Origin of the sequence: Micromonospora tulbaghiae (assembly GCF_900091605.1) — a bacterium.
GTDB classification, from domain to species: domain Bacteria; phylum Actinomycetota; class Actinomycetes; order Mycobacteriales; family Micromonosporaceae; genus Micromonospora; species Micromonospora tulbaghiae.
On sequence record NZ_FMCQ01000001.1, the window covers coordinates 731,226 to 750,135 of the forward strand.

The 18,910-nt window shown below is 72.0% G+C and carries 25 protein-coding genes and 1 pseudogene; 14 read left to right on the plus strand and 12 right to left on the minus strand.

Annotated features, from left to right (window positions below):
* The first annotated feature begins 22 nt into the window (after nucleotides 1–22).
* Nucleotides 23–1,339, plus strand: coding sequence for an ABC transporter ATP-binding protein (locus tag GA0070562_RS03500; RefSeq protein WP_091416148.1), 1,317 nt, complete (start codon nucleotides 23–25; stop codon nucleotides 1,337–1,339).
* Between the two features lie 33 nt (nucleotides 1,340–1,372).
* Here GA0070562_RS03500 and GA0070562_RS03505 read toward each other — a convergent pair whose 3' ends face one another.
* Nucleotides 1,373–1,705: a hypothetical protein gene (locus tag GA0070562_RS03505; protein ID WP_091414746.1), complete on the minus strand. Its 333-nt coding sequence runs from the start codon at nucleotides 1,703–1,705 to the stop codon at nucleotides 1,373–1,375.
* Complete coding sequence (locus GA0070562_RS03510; protein WP_091414748.1) at nucleotides 1,702–1,962, minus strand: hypothetical protein; 261 nt, start codon at nucleotides 1,960–1,962, stop codon at nucleotides 1,702–1,704. The genes GA0070562_RS03505 and GA0070562_RS03510 overlap by 4 nt, the downstream gene beginning before the upstream one ends.
* A 158-nt stretch (nucleotides 1,963–2,120) precedes the next feature.
* Here GA0070562_RS03510 and GA0070562_RS03515 point away from each other — a divergent pair, with 158 nt between their 5' ends.
* The 3 genes from GA0070562_RS03515 to GA0070562_RS03525 are packed head-to-tail and all read left to right on the plus strand — an operon-like array spanning nucleotide 2,121 to nucleotide 4,008.
* Complete coding sequence (locus tag GA0070562_RS03515) at nucleotides 2,121–2,921, plus strand: helix-turn-helix domain-containing protein (RefSeq protein WP_091414750.1); 801 nt, start codon at nucleotides 2,121–2,123, stop codon at nucleotides 2,919–2,921.
* Nucleotides 2,912–3,100: a DUF397 domain-containing protein gene (locus GA0070562_RS03520; RefSeq protein WP_030503540.1), complete on the plus strand. Its 189-nt coding sequence runs from the start codon at nucleotides 2,912–2,914 to the stop codon at nucleotides 3,098–3,100. The genes GA0070562_RS03515 and GA0070562_RS03520 overlap by 10 nt, the downstream gene beginning before the upstream one ends.
* A complete protein-coding gene (locus GA0070562_RS03525) occupies nucleotides 3,097–4,008 on the plus strand; it encodes an aminoglycoside phosphotransferase family protein (RefSeq protein ID WP_091414752.1) in 912 nt (303 codons plus the stop codon). Before GA0070562_RS03520 ends, GA0070562_RS03525 begins: the two co-directional genes overlap by 4 nt.
* 12 nt (nucleotides 4,009–4,020) lie before the next feature.
* On the opposite strand, the gene GA0070562_RS30560 is transcribed toward GA0070562_RS03525, so the two are convergent.
* Together GA0070562_RS30560 and GA0070562_RS30565 are read right to left on the minus strand one after the other, a co-directional pair.
* Nucleotides 4,021–4,404, minus strand: coding sequence for a YybH family protein (locus tag GA0070562_RS30560; RefSeq protein ID WP_175438639.1), 384 nt, complete (start codon nucleotides 4,402–4,404; stop codon nucleotides 4,021–4,023).
* A 21-nt stretch (nucleotides 4,405–4,425) separates the two neighbouring features.
* Nucleotides 4,426–5,136, minus strand: a pseudogene (locus tag GA0070562_RS30565) (nucleoside/nucleotide kinase family protein); the annotation flags it as partial.
* On the opposite strand from GA0070562_RS30565, the gene GA0070562_RS03535 reads away from it, so the two are divergent.
* Nucleotides 5,135–6,091 carry a sulfotransferase family protein gene (locus tag GA0070562_RS03535; RefSeq protein WP_091414754.1) on the plus strand — a complete coding sequence of 319 codons (957 nt, stop codon included), beginning with the start codon at nucleotides 5,135–5,137 and terminating at the stop codon, nucleotides 6,089–6,091. The pseudogene GA0070562_RS30565 and the gene GA0070562_RS03535 sit on opposite strands and share 2 nt — an antisense overlap.
* 13 nt (nucleotides 6,092–6,104) lie before the next feature.
* On the opposite strand, the gene GA0070562_RS03540 is transcribed toward GA0070562_RS03535, so the two are convergent.
* Nucleotides 6,105–6,392 (minus strand): hypothetical protein, encoded by a 288-nt coding sequence (locus tag GA0070562_RS03540; protein ID WP_139135422.1) that lies wholly within the window; start codon nucleotides 6,390–6,392, stop codon nucleotides 6,105–6,107.
* A gap of 104 nt (nucleotides 6,393–6,496) precedes the next feature.
* Nucleotides 6,497–7,021 carry a hypothetical protein gene (locus GA0070562_RS03545; RefSeq protein ID WP_091414758.1) on the minus strand — a complete coding sequence of 175 codons (525 nt, stop codon included), beginning with the start codon at nucleotides 7,019–7,021 and terminating at the stop codon, nucleotides 6,497–6,499.
* 110 nt (nucleotides 7,022–7,131) lie between these two features.
* Between GA0070562_RS03545 and GA0070562_RS03550 the strand changes: the two genes are divergently transcribed.
* The 6 genes from GA0070562_RS03550 to GA0070562_RS03575 are packed head-to-tail and all read left to right on the plus strand — an operon-like array spanning nucleotide 7,132 to nucleotide 13,200.
* A complete protein-coding gene (locus GA0070562_RS03550) occupies nucleotides 7,132–7,545 on the plus strand; it encodes a GntR family transcriptional regulator (RefSeq protein ID WP_091414760.1) in 414 nt (137 codons plus the stop codon).
* On the plus strand, nucleotides 7,542–8,450 hold the full coding sequence (locus GA0070562_RS03555) for an ABC transporter ATP-binding protein (RefSeq protein WP_091414762.1): 909 nt from the start codon (nucleotides 7,542–7,544) through the stop codon (nucleotides 8,448–8,450). The genes GA0070562_RS03550 and GA0070562_RS03555 overlap by 4 nt, the downstream gene beginning before the upstream one ends.
* Nucleotides 8,447–9,511, plus strand: a complete 1,065-nt coding sequence (locus GA0070562_RS03560) for an ABC transporter permease (RefSeq protein WP_091414763.1) — start codon at nucleotides 8,447–8,449, stop codon at nucleotides 9,509–9,511. The genes GA0070562_RS03555 and GA0070562_RS03560 overlap by 4 nt, the downstream gene beginning before the upstream one ends.
* A 49-nt stretch (nucleotides 9,512–9,560) precedes the next feature.
* A complete protein-coding gene (locus GA0070562_RS03565) occupies nucleotides 9,561–10,028 on the plus strand; it encodes a DUF4442 domain-containing protein (RefSeq protein ID WP_091414765.1) in 468 nt (155 codons plus the stop codon).
* 47 nt (nucleotides 10,029–10,075) lie between these two features.
* Entirely contained in the window at nucleotides 10,076–10,828 is a 753-nt protein-coding gene (locus tag GA0070562_RS03570) for an HAD family hydrolase (protein ID WP_091414768.1), read from the plus strand.
* A complete protein-coding gene (locus GA0070562_RS03575; RefSeq protein ID WP_091414770.1) occupies nucleotides 10,825–13,200 on the plus strand; it encodes a glycoside hydrolase family 65 protein in 2,376 nt (791 codons plus the stop codon). Before GA0070562_RS03570 ends, GA0070562_RS03575 begins: the two co-directional genes overlap by 4 nt.
* A 42-nt stretch (nucleotides 13,201–13,242) precedes the next feature.
* On the opposite strand, the gene GA0070562_RS03580 is transcribed toward GA0070562_RS03575, so the two are convergent.
* From GA0070562_RS03580 to GA0070562_RS03590, 3 genes are all read right to left on the minus strand, one after another.
* Entirely contained in the window at nucleotides 13,243–13,422 is a 180-nt protein-coding gene (locus tag GA0070562_RS03580) for a hypothetical protein (protein WP_091414773.1), read from the minus strand.
* A 61-nt stretch (nucleotides 13,423–13,483) separates the two neighbouring features.
* Nucleotides 13,484–13,831 (minus strand): thioredoxin family protein, encoded by a 348-nt coding sequence (locus GA0070562_RS03585; RefSeq protein WP_091414775.1) that lies wholly within the window; start codon nucleotides 13,829–13,831, stop codon nucleotides 13,484–13,486.
* Complete coding sequence (locus tag GA0070562_RS03590) at nucleotides 13,801–14,193, minus strand: MerR family transcriptional regulator (RefSeq protein WP_091414780.1); 393 nt, start codon at nucleotides 14,191–14,193, stop codon at nucleotides 13,801–13,803. Before GA0070562_RS03590 ends, GA0070562_RS03585 begins: the two co-directional genes overlap by 31 nt.
* A gap of 265 nt (nucleotides 14,194–14,458) precedes the next feature.
* On the opposite strand from GA0070562_RS03590, the gene GA0070562_RS03595 reads away from it, so the two are divergent.
* Nucleotides 14,459–15,112 (plus strand): dienelactone hydrolase family protein, encoded by a 654-nt coding sequence (locus GA0070562_RS03595; RefSeq protein ID WP_091414786.1) that lies wholly within the window; start codon nucleotides 14,459–14,461, stop codon nucleotides 15,110–15,112.
* Nucleotides 15,113–15,153: 41 nt separating this feature from the next.
* Here the strand turns inward: GA0070562_RS03595 and GA0070562_RS03600 are convergent, their stop codons facing one another.
* The gene (locus tag GA0070562_RS03600; RefSeq protein ID WP_225853157.1) at nucleotides 15,154–16,320 is read right to left on the minus strand and encodes an AI-2E family transporter; all 1,167 of its coding nucleotides are present in this window, start codon (nucleotides 16,318–16,320) and stop codon (nucleotides 15,154–15,156) included.
* Nucleotides 16,321–16,450: 130 nt separating this feature from the next.
* Here GA0070562_RS03600 and GA0070562_RS03605 point away from each other — a divergent pair, with 130 nt between their 5' ends.
* Nucleotides 16,451–16,633, plus strand: coding sequence for an antitoxin (locus tag GA0070562_RS03605; RefSeq protein ID WP_091414789.1), 183 nt, complete (start codon nucleotides 16,451–16,453; stop codon nucleotides 16,631–16,633).
* A gap of 126 nt (nucleotides 16,634–16,759) precedes the next feature.
* Here the strand turns inward: GA0070562_RS03605 and GA0070562_RS03610 are convergent, their stop codons facing one another.
* Complete coding sequence (locus GA0070562_RS03610; protein WP_091416156.1) at nucleotides 16,760–17,662, minus strand: SMP-30/gluconolactonase/LRE family protein; 903 nt, start codon at nucleotides 17,660–17,662, stop codon at nucleotides 16,760–16,762.
* Nucleotides 17,663–17,758: 96 nt separating this feature from the next.
* On the opposite strand from GA0070562_RS03610, the gene GA0070562_RS03615 reads away from it, so the two are divergent.
* Complete coding sequence (locus GA0070562_RS03615) at nucleotides 17,759–18,214, plus strand: Lrp/AsnC family transcriptional regulator (protein WP_091414791.1); 456 nt, start codon at nucleotides 17,759–17,761, stop codon at nucleotides 18,212–18,214.
* An 82-nt stretch (nucleotides 18,215–18,296) separates the two neighbouring features.
* Here GA0070562_RS03615 and GA0070562_RS03620 read toward each other — a convergent pair whose 3' ends face one another.
* On the minus strand, nucleotides 18,297–18,908 hold the full coding sequence (locus GA0070562_RS03620; RefSeq protein WP_091414793.1) for a C39 family peptidase: 612 nt from the start codon (nucleotides 18,906–18,908) through the stop codon (nucleotides 18,297–18,299).
* Nucleotides 18,909–18,910 lie beyond the last annotated feature (2 nt).

Here is an 18,910-nt window from a genome sequence, read left to right on the forward strand (position 1 = left end):
GCGAAGAACTGGGGAGGTGACGGTGGCGACCGTCGCGCTCAAGGATGTCACCAAGGTGTTCCCGGACGGAACAGTCGCGGTCGACACCATCAATCTGGACGTCAACGACGGCGAGTTCATGGTGCTGCTCGGCCCGTCGGGCTGTGGGAAATCGACAGTGCTGCGCATGGTGGCCGGGCTGGAGGACCCGTCCTCCGGCGCCATCATGCTCGGAGGTGAGCTGGCGAACGACCTGCCACCACGGGACCGGAAGATCGCCATGGTCTTCCAGGACTTCGCGCTGTATCCGCACATGACCGTCGGCGACAACATCGGCTTCCCGCTGCGGCTCTCCGGCGTCGAGCCCGTGCCGCGCGGCGAGCGGATCCAGGACGTGGCGAGCGCGCTCGGCATCGGCGACGTGCTCGGACGCAAGCCCAGCCAGCTCTCCGGCGGCCAGCGGCAGCGGGTCGCCATGGGGCGGGCGATAGTGCGCCGGCCCGGCCTGTTCCTGATGGACGAGCCGCTGTCGAACCTGGACAGCGGCCTGCGCGCCGAGCTGCGTGCGGAGATCTCCGGCCTGACCCGCGAGCTGGGCGTCACCACCATCTACGTGACCCACGACCAGGCCGAGGCGCTGACCATGGCCGACCGGGTCGCGATCATGCGCAAGGGCGTGCTCCAGGACGTGGGCACCCCCACCCAGGTGTACGGGCGGCCGGCCACCCTCTACGTCGCCGCGTTCCTCGGCAGCCCGCGGATGAACCTGCTGGAGGCGTCGGTCTACGTCCACCTCGACCGGTACGTCACGCTGAACCTCGGTGAGCAGTCGCTCTACCTGCCCTGGGACGACATCCGCAGCCGGGCGGTGGCGCACTACCACGGCGAGCGGATCGTGGTCGGCATGCGCGCCGAGGCGCTCACCCCGGTCGCCCCGGACACCGCCGGTGACGTGCTGCACGGGCGCATCCGCTACCTGGAGCACCACGGCCACGAGTCGCTCGCGTTCCTCGACATCGGCGCCACCGCGATCGTCGTGGACGAGATGGGCACCCCGGTCGAGCAGGCCGCACCGGGCCAGCGCGGCCTGCGCCGGTTCAACCAGGTGATGCAGCGGCTCACCGGCCGCGCGACGGAGCCGTCGGCCCCGGCCCCGGAGGCCGGCGGGGGCGGGGGCGGCAACCGCACGAGCGTGCTGCCCGACCCGGGCCGCCACCACCGTCGTCCGGCGGAACTGGCGGTACGGCTCGCGCCGTACCCGCAGGTGTCGCCCGGGCACCCGCTCGCCGTGCAGGTACGGATGGACGCGCTGCACTTCTTCGACGAGCGCGGCGACCGCATCGACGTCGGCTGGCGGTGACCTGCCGGTCTCGTCCGCGGACGGGCGGACGGATCATCCGCGGATGATCGGCCGCCGGTGCGGGCCCCAGGCGACGAAGCGGGCGAACATGTCGGCGGGGGCGGGCGCGTCGTCCGGGTTCAGCCGGTAGAGGTCGCGCGTCGCCTCGTAGAACAGCCCGCACAGGTAGATGGCCAGGCCGATCTGGTTGTCCTCGTACTCCGTCTTGAGCAGCAGCCGGGCCATCGGGCACGGCCACGGCCGGCCGCAGGCCCGGCAGCACCACATCGGACGCAGCGGCGTGTGCGGGGTGGCGTGCAGCGGGTACGGCCGGGGGCGGTCCGGCGTGGGCCCGTCCGGCGGCTGCCCGAGCTGGTGGCTGATCACTGGCGCTCCTCGTGGTGGTCGTCTCTCGGGAGCTGCTCCGGGTGACCGCCGTTGGTTCCGCGCTGCTGCGGGGCGGACCAGCGGCCGCCGTTGGCCCGCCACTGCTGGGCCGGGGTGAGGTTGCCGACCCGGCCGGAGCCCATCGTCGGCAGTGGACGCGTCGGCTGCCGCATCCACTCCGGCAGGTTGTCGCCCCGTACCCGGTGGGGCAGTGTCGGTGCCGACGCACCCCGGCAGCGGAACCAGCGCAGTCGCACGGCGCAACTCCTCTCGGTAGCGGGAACCGGACGAATTCGGCTCCACTGCGTGACAGTCTCGTCACCGCGCCGCTAGGGTCGGAAGGCGTTCCACCCCCACCTTCCTGGCCGTCCTACCGGCCGTCTTTCCGTGTGCAGCCGTGTGCAGAGGTGTGCAGATGATCCGTGTGCCGTTGTGGGACCTGTTCGCCGGTGAGCTGCGCCGGTTGCGTACCGATGCCGGGCTGACCCAGGAGGCGTTGGGCGAGCGGGTGAGCTATTCGGCCTCGCTGGTGGCGGCCGTCGAGCAGTGCCGTCGCGCGCCGCGCGCCGAGTTCACCGAGCGCTGCGACGAGGTGCTGAACGGCGGCGGCCTGCTGGTGCGGATCCGTGATGCGCTGATGCAGGAGGCGCTGATGCCGTGGTTCCGCGAGTGGGTGAGCATCGAGCAGGAAGCGACGGCGTTACGCAGTTACGAGCCACTGGTGGTGCCCGGATTGCTGCAGACCGAGGGGTACGCCCGCGCGCTCTACGAAGGGGCCGCGCAGTTCGTCGGCGAGGCTGTCGAACAGCAGGTGGCCGCCCGGTTGGCCCGGCAGGCGGTGCTGGACGGCCCGACGCCGCCGCAGTTCGTGGTGGTGCTCGACCACGCGGTGCTGGCTCGCCCGGTCGGTGGGCCGAAGGTGATGCGGGAGCAGTTGGAGCACCTGATCGAGATGGCGCGGCGGCCCCGGGTGCACCTGCACCTGGTGCCGGAGACGGTCGGCGCCTATCCGGGGCTCAACGGTGCTTTCGTGCTCGCGACCCCGGCCGACGGCGACGATCTGGGCTATCTGGATAACCCGTTGCACGGCACAATCGTGGAGCGCACGGTGGACGTGAACTCACTGCGTCAGACGTGGGAGTCCATTCGCGCGGAGGCGATGCCGCACGGGGCGACTCTGGCGGCGATCACGGAGGCGGCGAAGCGATGGAGTTGACCGGCGCGATCTGGCGCAAGAGCACCCGCAGCAGCGGTAACGGCGGCAATTGCGTCGAGGTGGCGGACAACCTGCCCGGCGTGGTGGGGGTGCGGGACAGCAAGGACCGGCAGGGGCCCGCGCTGACGTTCACGCCGTCGAGCTGGGCGGCGTTCGTCGCGTACACCAAACGGGCGTGAGTGCCGTACCGGATCTCGGTCCCCCGCCACGGCGCATCGCCGTCGACGTGGAGCAGGTGCGTCGCCTGGTCGCCGACCAGTTCCCGCACCTGGCCGGCCTCCGGATCGAGCCGGTCGCCAACGGCGGGTGGGACAACTGGACCTTCCACCTCGGCCCCGAGCTGCTGGTGCGCCTGCCCAGCGCTGCCGAGTACGCCCTGGCTGTCGACAAGGAACACCTGTGGCTCCCGGCCCTCGCCGCTCGGCTGCCGCTACCCGTCCCCGCGCCGCTGGCGAAGGGCGAGCCGGGTGCGGGCTACCCGTATCCGTGGTCGATCTACCGCTGGCTCGACGGCGAGACCTCCCGGCCGGACCGAATCGCCGACCCGGTGCGCTTCGCGCTCGACCTGGCCGACTTTCTCGCGGCCCTGCAAGGCGTCGACGCCACCGGCGGGCCGCAGCCGGGTATCCACAACTGGTTCCGGGGCGGCACTCTGCGCACGTACGACACGAAGGTCGAGCGTGCGCTCGCGGCGCTGGGCGGCCACGTCGACGGCGAACTGGTCCGCGAGATCTGGGCGCGGGCCCTCGACTCCCGCTGGGACGGGGTGGACCGCTGGTTCCACGGCGACATCGCCTCGGGAAACCTTCTGCTCGCGCACGGCCGGCTGGCGGCCGTCATCGACTTCGGGACGTGCGGCGTCGGTGACCCGGCCTGCGACCTGGCGATCGCCTGGACGTTGCTGACCGCCGAGGGCCGGGAGGCGTTTCGCGAGCGGCTGTCGGTGGATGACGCGACGTGGGCGCGCGGACGCGGCTGGGCCCTCTGGAAGACCCTTTCCACCTACTCCCGCACCTTCGACGACCCCGAGGACGCGGAGGAGTCGGCCGAGGCGCAACGCATTCTCGGGGAGATATTCGCCGAATAGGCGGCCGGTCTCTCACTCGGCGGCGGTGGTCGGCTTCTCCGGCGCGAACGGCCACTCCTCGAACGACAGGCACCGGCCGTCCTCGGCGAAGCGCATGATCCACAGATCGCGCCACTCCTGGTGGACGGGGTCGCCGTACCGGACCTGCACCCGGGCCACGGCGGTGTCGCCGTCGACAGCGACCACCTCCGCTGTCATCTCGAACGTTTCGTGGGGTCCGTCGCGCTCGCTCTCCCACATGCGGGTGATGGCGGGGAGGCCGACGACCGGGTCCCGGTACGGCCCCTGCTGGTAGCTCGCGTCGGACGTGAACATCGTGCCGAGCGCCGCCGTTCCCGGTGTGCGCCACGCCTGCTCGTACGCCGCGATCCAGGCGGCCACCCGTTTCCGGTCCATGGTTCCCAGCCTGCCATCCGCGCGTGCCCGGGTCTCCCAGATCGGCTGCGCGGGGTCGTCGTTGTGCACGACGACGTCGGCGTGCTCGACCGGGCGCGCCGTGGCGAAGTAGAGCCGCTGGGCAGGGAGGTATCGCTCGCGCCAGCGCCGTTCGACGTCCGCGCGCGGCGACACCTGACGCTCACGGATCACGGCACGATCCACTGTCATGTCGAGCGCGGTCGAGACGAAGACGCGCAGCTCCCAGCGGTCGGCCAGTTCCGGGCGCAGGAGGAAGACACCGTCGACGATCAGCACGGCGTCCGCCGGGGCGGTCGCGGGCGGTGGGGACAGCACCGTATCCGTCGCGTGGTCGTAGACCGCGTGCCGGAAGCGTCGATCCCCGTCCGGGCCGAGCGGATCGAGCAGCACCCGCTTCAGCGCCCCGTGGTCGTGGGTGTCGACGTAGCAGCCCTCGGCCGAGAACTCGCCGCGTCGATAGCGCCGCGCCCGGGGAAAGAGGAAGTCGTCGACAGTCGCCCGGATGACGCTGCGGCCCCGCGTACGCAAAAGGGAGGCCAGCTCGTCGGCGAGCGTGGTCTTGCCGGCGGCGGGCGGCCCGTCGACGGCGACCCGGGCCGGGTGCGCCACGGTGACGGACCCGACCGCGTCGGCCAGGAGGTCGATCAGCTGATGGCGGCGGGGATAAATGGATTGCCCCTGCGCCGGGCCAGGAGTTTGACTGCCGTCCATGCCGTCCCCCTCACCGGTCTTCGTCGCGGGTACGGGCCGTTCGGGCACGTCGCGGATCGCCGACATCATCGGCCAGCATCCGCTGATCCACCGGATCCCCATGGAGACCAAGTTCCTCGTCGAACCGGGCGGCCTGCGGGACCTGGCCGACGCGCTCACCGACCGGTACGACCCCGTCGTCGGTGAGGACGCGCTGCACCGGCTGAGCGACTTCCTCACCGTACGCGTGCCCGGGCGGCGTGACGACCGTGGCAAGACCGTGCCCGAGCTGGTCGGCGAGCGGCGCTACCGGGACGCCGTACGCCGGCTCTGGCCGCAGGTGATCGCGCACGCCTTCGAGGAGCCCGTGCCCGCGGAGGGCTTCGGCGACGGCGACCGCCCGGCCGGGCCGTTCGGGCCGGCCAGCCGACGGCGGGTGGTGCCGAGGTACTTCCGCGACCGGGGCGAACTGATCGCCGTCCTGCGGGGCCTGGTCGAGACCCTGTTCGGCGGGGCGGCGGCCGACGCGGGCAAGCCGGCCTGGTGCGAGAAGACGCCGTTCAACCTCTTCGCCATGGACTTCCTGTGGGAGCTGGTCCCCGAGGCGACGATCGTGCACGTCAAGCGTCACCCGGTGGCGGTGTTCGCCTCCCACCTGGCCCAGCCGTGGGCGCCGTCCACTGTCGACGGAATGCTCGCCTACCTCGTGCCGGTCTACCACCGTTGGCTGGCCTGGAGGAACGCGGCCGATCTGACGAGCAGGCGATACGTCGAGGTGAAGGCGGAGGACCTCGCGGCCGACTGGCCCGGGCAGCGGCGGGCCCTGTTCGAGCGGCTCGGCGTCGAGGACACCGTCACTGCGTCGACGTTCCGGGCGGACAGGCTGGCACACCGTGACGACCAGTTCGACGCCGGCACCCGCGCGTTCGTCGAGCGGGAACTGGGCGAGATCATCCCCGCGATGGGATACGAGTGACGGCTGATCGGCCTCAGCAGGAGCCGGCCCGATCGATCGTAACCATCAGGCCGGCACTCACTGCGATTCCCAGTACGGCGACCGCCAGCCACGGCCAGGGGTTCCGGACCCGTGACCGGGTGCCTGCCCGGGCCACGACGACGGAGAGGACCGCCGTCGCCGTCATCGCCAGGACCAGCAGGGCGTACGCGTCCCTCGCCGCCTGCGCCGAAGCGTAGGTGTCACCGTCGCATGGCGCCGAGGGCGCCAGGAGCGGGATGCAACTGAGACAGCTCGCGACGACGAGCAGTGTGCCCAGCACGGTCACCAGAGTCGCTGCCGCCTTCGCCCCACGGGATCGCATCGACTGGACAGTAGGGCCCCAAGATCTCGGAGGTGACACGACCGGGCAACAGCAAGATCGGGTCACGCCTTGTGGCGCAGCTCGCGGAGTACGCCGTGCCGGCGGAGCGCCCACCCCAGGCGCCGCGCGCCGGGGTGCCGGACGAACAGCACCGCCGCCCGGCGGATCAGCCCGAACCGGTTGTCGCTCACCTGGTCGTCGACCGCCCGCCAGATCAGCCCCCGTACGGCGGCGCTGTCCAGCATCGCGCGCACCTCGCGGCGTACCCGGGGGTCCTCGGCCGCGGACGTGACGGCGGTGACCAGACCGGCCCGGTCGGCGAGCGGCTCCACCGCCGCGGCGACGAGCGGCCGGCGTACGGTGTCCCGCTCCAGCAGCAGCAACACGGCCTCCCGGACCTCGGTGCTGTCGAGCCCGGACCGCAGCAGATCCAGCGCGCTCCGCTCGACCTCGCGGTCGCGGTCCGGAAGGGACAGCGCGGCCAGCAGCACTGTCACCTCGTCGAGGTCGACGAGGTGACGCAGCCCGTCTCGGAACTCCGGCAGCGCCCACGCAACCGTCAGCCCTCGCGCGAGATCGCGGTTCATGGGCCATTCGCTACCCGGAGTCGGCAGCCGTCGAAACGCCCTGCGGATGTTGCCATGTCGCTTAGCTGGTGTTCTACTGAACCATAACAATCTGACGGAGGGTCACCAGGGTGATCAACTTTCATGTCGACCGGTCCAGCAGCGTCCCCGCGTACGCCCAGTTGGTGCGGCAGGTCCGTGAGGCGCTGCGGATCGGGACGCTGCGCCCCGGAGACCAGCTCCCCACCGTGCGCAGCGTGGTGACCTCGTGCACCGTCAACCCGACCACCGTGCTCAAGGCCTACCGGGAGCTGGAGCTGTCCGGCCTGGTGGAGGCGAGGCAGGGGGCGGGCACGTTCGTCAGCGGGACGCTCGGTCACGCCGATCCCCACGTCATGGCCCGCCTGCGCGGCAGCCTGGCCCGGTGGCTCGGTCAGGCCCGGGAGGCCGGTCTGGAGGACGAGGACGTCCAGGCGTTGCTCGCCTCGGTGATCGCGGCGAACGCGACACCCGCGAGGAGAGAGAACGCGGAGGGCGCGGCGTGAGCGGCGAGCCGGTCGCCGTCGAGGCACGTGACCTGAGCCGGCGTTACGGCGCCGTGTGGGCGCTCCGGGAGTGCACGTTCGCGCTACCTGCGAACAGGGTCGTCGCGCTGGTCGGCGCGAACGGCGCGGGCAAGTCGACGCTGCTGAGCATCATCGCCGGCACCCTGGCGGCCACCGGCGGCACGGTGTCGGTGCACGGCCGGCCGGTGGTGCGGGGCGGGTCCGTCGACGGCGGTAGCCGGGTTGCGATCCTGGCCCAGGACAAGCCGCTCTACCGCGACTTCACCGTGTCGGACATGCTCCGCTTCGGCCGCTCGACGAACCGCGTGTGGGACCAGCGGCGGGCGCTGTCGTGGCTCGAACGCTTCGCCGTCCCGCTGGACCGGCGCTGCGGCAAGCTGTCCGGCGGGCAGCGGGCGCAGGTCGCCTTGGCGGTCGCGCTCGGCTCCCGCCCCGCGGTGCTGCTCCTGGACGAACCCCTCGCGAACCTGGATCCGCTGGCCCGCGTCGAGGTCACAGGCGAGCTGCTGGCGGAGGCCGCCGACGACGACATGACGGTCGTGCTGTCGACCCACATCGTCGCCGAGCTGAGCGGCGTCGGTGACCACCTGCTGCTGCTCGACGCCGGTCGGCCGGTCCTCATCGGCGACGTCGAGGAACTGCTCGACAGTCACGTCCGGCTGACCGGGCCCCGCGCCGACCAGCCACCCGGGCCGGGCACTGTCGTCCAGGCGCAGCACACCGGCCGCCAGTCCACCTTCGTCCTCCGGCGGCCGGCGGCACCGGCGGCGCACGCGGTCGTGGCGCCCGGCTGGACCGCCCGGCCCATCACCCTGGACGAGCTGATCCTGACCCACCTCAGAGCATCGGCCGCCGCGCCGCACGAGCGGGAGGCAGCCGCATGAGCCCGGTCCGCCAACTGTCCGCACCCACGAACCGCCGGAGCGACCCCGGGCACGCCGGGGGCGTACGCGGTCTGCTCTGGCTGACCTGGCGTCAGCACCGCTGGACGGTGATCGGCACGCTGGTCCTGGCCGTGGTCCTGGTGGGCTGGATGACCTATCTGTCAGCGGAGCTGACGAGCCTGTGGCACCAGTGTCACGAGACGTTCTGCGCGGAGGAGTCGCCACAGGGCCGGCGGCTCGGCGGTTCATCCAGCCTGGTCCTGACCCTGGCCGTGCTGTCGCAGGTGGTGCAGTGGATGCCGCTGCTGATCGGCGTGTTCGTCGGCGTCCCGGTGCTGACCAGGGAACACGAGCAGCGCACCCTGCTGCTGGCCTGGAGCCAGGACGTCTCCCCGCAGCGGTGGCTCTGGACCCGGCTGGCCCTGCTCGGCCTGTTCGTGGCGGCGGTGACCTCGGCCGTCGCCGGTGTCAGCGACCACCTGGAGCGACTCCAGGCCCGGGTGGCCCCGGTGAGCCTGTTCGAGTACGGGCCGTTCCTCAACACCGCGATGCTTCCGGCCGTGATCAGCCTCTGCTGGTTCGCGGTCGGCGTCGCGCTCGGCGCCGCGATCAGGCGCACGCTCCCGGCCGTGTTCGGCGTGATCGTGGGCTTCGTCGGCCTGAACTATCTCGTCCGGTGGCGCTACCCCACGCTGATGGAGCCGTTGACCGCGCACCGCGTCATCGGCGGGCCGGGCGTGGGCGTGCTGCGCGACAACGCCCTGGTCGTCGACGGCGGCATGATCGACTACGGGATCGACGGGCCGTCCGGCGCGTTCGACGCCTCCGGGCGTGAGCTCAGCGGGGTCGAGCTGCAACGACTCTGCCCACCCGACAACGGCAGTGGCCGGACGCTCGCCTGCTTCGTCGAGCACAACCTTCAGCAGCACCTCCAGTACCAGCCGGGCAGCCGGATCCCCGAGTTCCACCTGATCGTCGCCGGCGGCTACCTGGGCCTGACCGCGCTGGCGCTCGTCGTCGTCTGGTGGATCGTCCGCCGTACCGACCTCAGCGCGGGCTGACTGGCGGACCGGCCTTGCCGGTGTTGTTACCGGCGAGTAGCGTTCGGGCATGAGCATCGACTCTCGCCAGGTGGCGGCCGGTCTCCTCGACGCCGTGCCGTTCGCCCGCACGCTCGGGATCGAGTTCGTCGAGGTGGCGCCCGAGGCCGAGGGCGGGGTCCGGGCCGTGGTCCGGCTCCCCGACGACCCGGCGCACCACAACCACGTGGGCGGCCCGCACGCCGGGGCCATGTTCACGCTGGGGGAGACCGCCTCGGGCGCGGTTGTGCTGGCCGCGTTCGGGCAGGTGCTCGACCGGGCCGTACCCCTGGCCGTGACCGCGACCATCCGCTACCTCAAGGTGGCGGTGGGGCCGGTGCTGGCGACGGCGCGGCTCGGCGGTGTCCCCGCAGAGGTGCTGGCCGAGCTGGACGCCGGACGGCGGCCGGAGTTCCCGGTCGAGGTGGAGGTCCGCACCGAGGACGGCACGCTCACCTCCTCGCTCACCGTGATCTGGACGCTGCGCCCGAACCGCTGAGCCCCGAATGGTGTTTGCCCGGCGCGGGCTCTGGTTAGATTCAAGCGATGCTGGGCCTCCCCGCGCACGTGCGCGCTTGTCTCTTCGATCTGGACGGTGTGCTGACGCAGACCGCCAAGGTGCACAACGCCGCCTGGGCGGAGACGTTCGACGCGTACCTGCGGCGACGGTCGGCCGAAACCGGCGAGCCGTTCCACCCGTTCGACCCCGGACCGGACTACAACCGGTACGTGGACGGCAGACCGCGCGCCGACGGGGTGCGCACATTCCTGGCCTCGCGCGGCATCACGCTGCCCGAGGGATCGCCGGACGACCCGCCCGAGGCGGACACCGTCAACGGCCTCGGCAACCGTAAGAACGTCGTCCTGCTCCAGCAGATCGAGCAGCACGGCGTCGAGGTGTACGAGGGTTCGGTGCGCTACCTGGAGGCAGCCACCACGGCCGGGCTGCGCCGCGCGGTCGTCTCGGCCAGCGCCAACTGCGCCGCCGTGGTGCACGCCGCCGGGCTGGACCGCTGGCTGGAGGCCCGGGTGGACGGCGTGGTCGCCCGCGCGAGCGGGCTGCGCGGCAAACCGCACCCGGACACGTTCCTGGAAGGCGCCCGGCTGCTCGGCGTCGAACCGGCGCAGGCTGCCGTCTTCGAGGACGCCCTAGCCGGGGTGGCCGCCGGGCGGGCCGGCGGATTCGGGTACGTCGTCGGCGTCGACCGGGTCGGCCAGGCCGACGAGCTGCTGGCGCACGGCGCCGACGTGGTGGTCACCGACCTCGCCGACCTTCTCACCCCGGAGGCGGCCGCGTGATCCGGGAACGGGCGTACCCGGTCGAGCCCTGGCACGTCCGGGAGATGCAGCTCGACATGGACGTGCTGGCCCAGTCCGAGTCGGTGTTCGCGCTGTCGAACGGCCACATCGGGCTGCGGGGCAACCTCGACGAGGGCGAGCCGCACGGGCTGCCCGGCACCTACCTGAACTCCTTCTACGAGCTGCGCCCGCTGCCGTACGCGGAAGCCGGCTTCGGTTTCCCCGAGTCCGGGCAGACCATCGTCAACGTCACCAACGGCAAGCTGATCCGGCTGCTCGTGGACGACGAGCCGCTCGACGTGCGCTACGGCGAACTGCTCGCCCACGAGCGGGTCCTCGACATGCGCGCCGGCACGCTCCAGCGGGACCTGCACTGGCGCTCCCCGGCCGGCCGCGAGGTCAAGGTCCGCACCACCCGGCTGGTGTCGTTCACCCAGCGCTCGGTGGCCGCCATCCACTACGAGGTGGAGCCGGTCGACGGGCCGCTGCGCCTGATCCTCCAGTCCGAGCTGGTCGCCAACGAGTCGCTGCCGCCGCAGAGCCGCGACCCCCGGGTGGCCGCCGTACTGGAGTCGCCGTTGCAGGCCGAGGAGGAACTGACCACCGACGACGGCGGCCAGCTCATCCATCGCACCAAGGTCAGCGGGCTGCGGGTTGCCGCTGCGATGGGCCACGACGTCGACGGCCCCGAACGCACCACGATCGAGAGCGAGGGATACGAGGACTGGGTCCGCACCACCATCGGCTGCGTGCTCAAGCCCGGCCAGACGCTCCGGGTGGTCAAGTACCTCACGTACGGCTGGTCCAGCCGTCGCTCCCTCCCGGCGCTGCGCGACCAGGTCGGTGCGGCGCTCGCAGCGGCCCGGCTCGACGGCTGGGACGGCCTGCGCCGGGCCCAGCGTGAATACCTGGACGCGTTCTGGGACGCCGCCGACGTGCGCGTGGAAGGCGACCCGGAGGTGCAGCAGGCCGTCCGGTTCGGCCTCTTCCACGTCCTCCAGGCCGGCGCCCGCGCGGAACGGCGGCCGATCTCGGCCAAGGGCCTCACCGGCCCGGGGTACGACGGCCACGCGTTCTGGGACACCGAGATGTTCGTGCTGCCGGTGCTCACGTACACGCAGCCGGGAGCGGTACGGGACGCGTTGCAGTGGCGGTACGACACGCTGGCCCAGGCGCAGGAACGCGCCCGCACGCTGAACCTCGAAGGCGCCGCCTTCCCGTGGCGCACCATCGAAGGGCCGGAGTCGTCGGCGTACTGGCCGGCCGGGACCGCCGCGTTCCACATCGCCGCCGACGTCGCCGACGCGCTGCGCCGCTACGTGCTGGTCACCGGCGACGAGACGCTGGAACGGGAGATCGGCCTGGAACTGCTGGTCGAGACCGCCCGGCTGTGGCGCTCACTCGGCCACCACGACCGCGCCGGACGGTTCCACATCGACGGCGTGACCGGCCCGGACGAATACACAGCGGTGAAGAACGACAACGTCTACACCAACCTGATGGCCCAGCGGAACCTGCGTACCGCCGCCGACTGCGCGATGCGCTACCGGGACCAGGCGCTCGACCTCGGCGTCACCGAGGAGGAGGCCGCCGCCTGGCGGGACGCCGCGAACGACATGCACGTCCCGTACGACGCGGAGACCGAGGTGCACGAGCAGGTGGAGGGGTTCACCCGCTTCCAGGAGTGGGACTTCGAGCACACGCCGCCGGAGAAGTACCCGCTGCTCCTGCACTACCCGTACTTCGACCTCTACCGCAAGCAGGTCGTCAAGCAGGCCGACCTGGTGCTGGCCATGCACTGGCGGGGCGACGCGTTCAGCGCTGCCGAGAAGCTGCGCAACTTTGTCTACTACGAGCGGCGCACCGTCCGCGACTCGTCGCTGAGCGCCTGCACCCAGGCGGTGCTCGCGGCCGAGGTCGGCTACCTCGAACTGGCCCACCGCTACCTGCGCGAGGCCGCGCTGATGGACCTGCACGACCTCAACGAGAACACCCGCGACGGCGTGCACATGGCGTCCCTGGCCGGTGCCTGGATCGCGCTGGTGGCCGGGTTCGGCGGGCTGCGGGACCACGACGGGACGCTCTCCTTCGCGCCCCGGCTCTCCAGCCGCCTCAGCCGCCTGGAGTTCTCGCTCCAGTGGCAGGGGATGCGGTTGCGGGTCGACGTCCGGCCGCACCAGACGACGTACTCGCTGCGCAACGGCGGCCCGGACACAGTCGTGGAGCTGCGGCATCACGGCGAGCCGCTGCGGGTCACCTCCGCGCAGCCGGTCACCGTGGCGGTGCCGCCACCGGCACGCCCCAGCGGGCCGCAGCCGGAGCAGCCGCAGGGGCGCGCGCCGCTGATGCACCTGCCGGAACGCACGGACTGAGCGGCCCCGCCACGAGAGGCGGGACCGCTCGGTACGCGTACCTCAGAACTGGCGGCCGTTGGACGGACGCCCGCCGGCGTCGCGCGGCGCCGTGGCCCGCGGATCGTCGGACGTACGCGCCGTCGCGGCGCGGTCGGCCCAGTCCGGCGAGTCCTTCAGCTCCTGTTTACGGCGTTCCTGGTCGGTGAGTTCCTGTTCCCGGGACCTGTCCTGTTTCGCCATGACGATCCTCGCGATCGGTCGGGGTCCGTGGTCACCCCGCGCGTTCCCGCCCGGCAGCGGCTCAACCGTCCAGGTGCCGGGCGAAGCTGCGCCGCAGGTGGTCCTTCGGGCGGGAGCCGACGATCGAGCCGACCACCTCACCGCCCCGGAACACCAGCATGGTCGGCGCGGACATGATCCGGTGGGCGCGTGCGGTGGCCGGGTTCTCGTCGGTGTTGAGGGTGACGAAGCGCAGCGCGTCGCCGAACTCCTCGGCCAACTCGGCCAGGTGCTTCGACACCACCCGGCACGGCGGGCACCATTCGGCCCAGAAGTCCACCACCACCGGCCGGTCGGCGGCCAGCACGGCGGCCGCGAACGTGTCGTCGGTGACCGGGTTCAGCCGGCCGGTCCCCGTGTCCTGAGGCATGTTTCCTCCCGTTGGGCGATCGCGTGGGCGAGCTGGTCGTGCAGTCGGCGGCGGACGTCGCCGAGCCGGTCGAGGTAGTCGTCCACCTCGGCGAGCTTGCGCCGCAGCACCGCCACGGAATCGGGGCAGACGTCGCCGGAGTCGTTTCCGGCGCGCAGGCAGGCGACGAACGGACGGATGTCGTCCAGGCCGAACCCGATCGCCAGCAGGGACCGGATCTCGCGGACGACGCGCAGTTCCGCCTCGTCGTAGACCCGGTATCCGTTGGCGGACCGGTGTGGCCGGACCAGCCCGTGGGCCTCGTAGTAGCGCAGCGTGCGGGTGCTCGTACCGGCCCGCTGCGCCAGCTCCCCGATCCGCATCCGCCGCCCCCGTCCCTCTCTCTGCCGCTGACGCTAAACCTTGCCGCCGACGTCAACGCAACCCCGCACTTGTGCGCCCTTGCCGGGCTCCCCGCCGGCCTTCCCCGTCGATCATGAAGTTGGCGGCGTTGTGGATCTCGGAAAGTGCCGCCAACTTCATGATCGACCCGATCCTGGGCGTGGGGTGCGGGGTTGGGGTGGGCCGTCTATTTCATGATCGTCGGGGTGGGGGGTATGCGGTGGGGGAGAGCGGGGGGTGAAGGGAATGCGTGAGGTTTCGGTGCCTGTGGTGGACGGCGGGCTCGTGGGGGACGTGGTGGTGCCCGCCGGGGCGCAGGGGGTGGTGCTGTTCGCTCATGGGAGCGGCAGCTCCCGGCACAGCCCGCGCAACACGGCCGTCGGGCGCGCGCTCAACGAGCGCGGGCTCGCCACGATGCTCGTCGACCTGCTGACCGCCGACGAGGAGGCCCGGGACGAGGTCACCGCCGAGCTGCGTTTCGACATCGGAATGCTGGCCGAACGCCTGGCCGGGATCGTCGACTGGATGGGCGCCGACCCGGAGCTGGGGCGACTCCCGATCGGGCTGTTCGGCGCCAGCACCGGCGCCGCAGCCGCCCTGGTCGCCGCCGCGGCCCGGCCGGACCGGGTGGGCGCTGTGGTCTCCCGGGGCGGCCGGCCCGACCTGGCCGGCAGCTCACTGACCGCGGTACGCGCACCGACGCTGCTGCTCGTCGGCGGCCTGGACGAGCAGGTGATCGTGCTCAACGAGCAGGCCCGGGACGCGTTGGGCGAGGTCGCGGAGCTGCGGATCGTGCCCGGCGCCACGCACCTGTTCGAGGAGCCCGGCACGCTGGAGCAGGTGGCCGACCAGGCGGGTACGTGGTTCACCACGCACCTGCGCCAGCCGCACCCCGCCTGACCTGCGGGCCGCCTGAGCGCACCTGGCCTGAGCGCAGGCCGTCAGCCTGCGGCTTCGACGGCCCGGTCCGGCCCGGAGGCGCTGCCGATCCCGGCAGCACTGTCGGTCCCCGCGGCGCGGCCGGTTTCGGCCCGGTGCCGCTGCACGGTGTCCAGCACCCGCCACAGCACCGCCGCGATCGGCACCGACACGAACGCCCCGGCAACGCCGGCGACCAGCGTGCCGGCCGTGACCACCACCAGGATGACCGCCGGGTGCAGCTGCACCTGCCGCCGCATCACGAGTGGTTCCAGCAGGTTGCCCTCGATCTGCTGCACGGCGATCACGGCGGCCAGGGTCAGCAACGCGGTGGTCGGACCGTTCGCGGCCAGCGCGACGAGCACCGCCACCGCACCCGCCACCGTGGCGCCGATGATCGGCACGAACCCGCCGAGGAACGTGATCAGCGCGAGCGGCAGGGCCAGCGGGACACGCAACACGACCAGGGCCAACCCGATCCCGATGGCGTCGATGGCCGCGATGACCATCGTGCCCCGGCTGTACGCGCCGAGCGTCCGCCAGCCGGCCCGTCCCGCCTCGGCGGTCAGCTCCCGGCGCGGGCCGGTCAGCCGGCGCAGCACCCAGCGCCACATCGAGCGGCCGTCCTTGAGCAGGAAGAACAGCAGCACCAGGGCGAGCAGCACCGCGCCCGCGACCTCGGCGACCTTGCGCGCACCGGCGACCGGGTCGGGTGCGCCACTGCTCAGGCCCTGCCGGATCTGCTCCACGAGCCGGTCGAGCTGCTGGTCGGTGACCGGCAGGCTGGACGTGACGAAGTCGCGGGTGCGCTGCAACCCCTCGTCGAGCTGCTGGCTCAGCTCGCCGAACTGGCTCGCGGTGAGGTTCCAGACCAGGACACCGGCGCCACCCAGGATGCCGAGCAGCAACAGGATGCTCAGCAGCGCGGCGAGCCCGGCCGGCACCCGCAGCCGGCGCAGGCGTACCAGCACCGGGTCGAGCAGTGCGGCGAGGAAGAGCGTGCCGGCCAGCGCCACCGCCAGCGGCGCGAGCAGTACGGCGATCTGCCCCAGCAGCCACAGCCCGGCCGTCACCACCAGCAGGCAGGCGCTCCACGTGACCGCCGTCCGTACCGGCCAGGGCAGTCCGGCCCAGGTCTGCCGCGGTCCGGCGGTCGGTGCCCGCCCGGGTATACCAGCGTCGTCGTCCACGTCGCCCTCCTCGATCGAGGCCGTTGGTACCCGACCGGGATCGATCCGACACCAGGGCGGTGACCGCCCAGCCGGTGTTTGTGCCCCCGGCCTCAGGGAAGGCATTCAACGTATCGAAGGGAGATCCGACGTGGGCGACTTCATGGACAAGGCCAAGGACTTCGCGGACAAGCACGACAAGCAGGTCGACCAGGGCATCGAGAAGGCCGGTGACGCGGCCGACAAGCGCACCGGCGGCAAGTACGACAACCAGATCGACAAGGGTGTCGACACGGCGCAGCAGCGCACCGGCGAAGGCGACACCGGCCGCTGACCGCACCTGGCGATCCCGCGCCGTCCCACTGAGGGCGGCCGGGATCGTCGTGTCCTGCCCGTTGGAGGCGACCGGCGTGTCCGACCTGGACAACCTTCGGCCGGATCGCCCTGCAAGGCTGACCGGTCACCAGCCGGGGTAGCGCGCCCCGTTCACGTTGATCCGCAGGCTGAACAGCGAATTGGAGGCGCAGATGTAGAGCTGGTTGCGCCTCGGGCCGCCGAAGGTGAAGTTTGCGACCACCTCCGGCAGGTGCAGCTTGCCGAGCAGCGTGCCGTCCGGGTCGAAGCAGTGCAGCCCGTCGTGGGCGGCCACCCAGACCCGGCCGGCGTCGTCGAGGCGTACCCCGTCGAAGGAGCCGGTGTCGCAGGTGGCGAAGACCTCGCCACCGCGCAGGGCGCCGCCCTCGCTGACAGCGAACCGGCGCAGGTGCGCCGCCCGGGTGTCGACCACGTAGAGCAGCGACTCGTCGGGACTGAACGCCAGACCGTTCGGCTGCCCGAAGTCGTCGGCGACGCGGCGAACTTCGCCGTCGTGCGGGTCGACCCGGTAGACGTGGTTGCCGCCGATCTCGCTCTCCGCCCGGTGACCCTCGTAGTCGCTGTCGATGCCGTAGCTCGGGTCGGTGAACCAGATCGAGCCGTCGGAGTGCTCGACCACATCGTTCGGGCTGTTCAGCCGCTTGCCGCGCCAGCGCTCGGCGAGGACCGTATCGGTGCCGTCGGCCTCGGTCCGGGTGACCCGTCGCCCGCCTTGCTCGCAGCTCACCAGCCGCCCCCGTCGATCGACGGTGTGCCCGTTGGCGTAGCCGGCCGGCTGGCGGAACACCCCGATCGCGCCGGTGGCCTCGTCCCAGCGCAGCAGCCTGTCGTTGGGGATGTCGCTGAAGAGCAGGTAGCGCCCGGCGGCGAACCAGGCCGGCCCCTCCAACCAGCGGCCCCCGGTCCAGAGACACTCCGTCCACTCGTCGCCGTTCACCCGGCGGAACCGCTCGTCCCGCACCTCGAAACGCGTCCTGAACCGATCCACGCCGATCGCCTCCACCCGTGACTGATGTTCGGCAGAAAGCTAACATTACCGAACCAGGATCACCTGTGAGGTTAGACGCCGAACGGAGGCACGGTCATGGATGACGTCGACCGGACGCTGCTGGCGGCGCTGCAACACGACGCCACCCAGTCGTACGCGGCGCTGGCCGGGCAGGTCGGGCTCTCCACGGGGGCGGTCCACGAGCGGGTGCGCAAGCTGCGCGAGCAGGGCGTGGTTCGCCGGACCACGGTGGACGTCGAGCCGGCCGCGGTCGGCCGGGGTGTGCTCGCGTTCGTGCTGGTGGAGGCGAATGCCTGGATGGGCGACCACCCCACCCGAGACGCGCTCGCGGCGCTGCCCGAGGTGATGGAGGCGCACGTCATCGCCGGCCCTGCCTCGCTGCTCGTGAAGATCCGCGTCGGCACCCCGGAGCAGCTCCAGGCCAGCCTGCGCCGGCTATTCCAGGTGGAGGGCGTCACCGGGACGCAGACCGTGGTGGTGCTGGAGAGCTTCTTCGAGCGCCCGCTCGACCCGTACCCGCAGACCCCCTGACAGCCGAATTCACCACGGGCGGATCGATGCCGGCGGGCCGATCTCCACAGGGAAGACCGGCCCGTCCGTCAGGCGTCGCGGGTCAGGAGCTGTAACCGCGGCCGGCGATCCAGTTGGCCAGCTCGGTCACGTCCATCCAGTACGTCGGCTCGTCCGGCCGGGCCGGGTCGGCGATCAGCACCCGGTCGCCGTCGCCCTCGTACCGCACGACAGTCACGTAGTGGCCGGGGTAGCTGTGCTCCACCCCGTCGATGTCCCGCGCGCCGCCCAGGATGTTCGCCACCACAGGCCGGTCGTCGTCCACAGCGGTACGGATGTCCGCGCGCAGGCGTGCGACCTGCTCCCGGGTGGCCACGTCGTCGCGGATCTCGGTGGTCCGGTACTTGCCGCCGGTGTACTCGTTGAGCACCCGGGTGATGTCGATGGCCGAGTCGGTGCCGTTCTCGGTGGTGCCGAGCTTGGCGGCCAGCTCGTCCTGGCTCACGTCCTTGCCCTCGGCCGACAGCGCGATCCGGGTCGACGCGGGACCGCAGTAGAAGAAGTTCGGCTGCGCCTGGTACTCGTAGTCGGCGGCGCGGTCGCCCTTGCCCTTGACCGGGGCGGCGTGGGCGGCGACGGCCGGACCGGCGACGGCACCGCCGGCGGCGGCCAGACCGGCGACGGACAGCACACACTTACGGATGATCGGGTTCATGG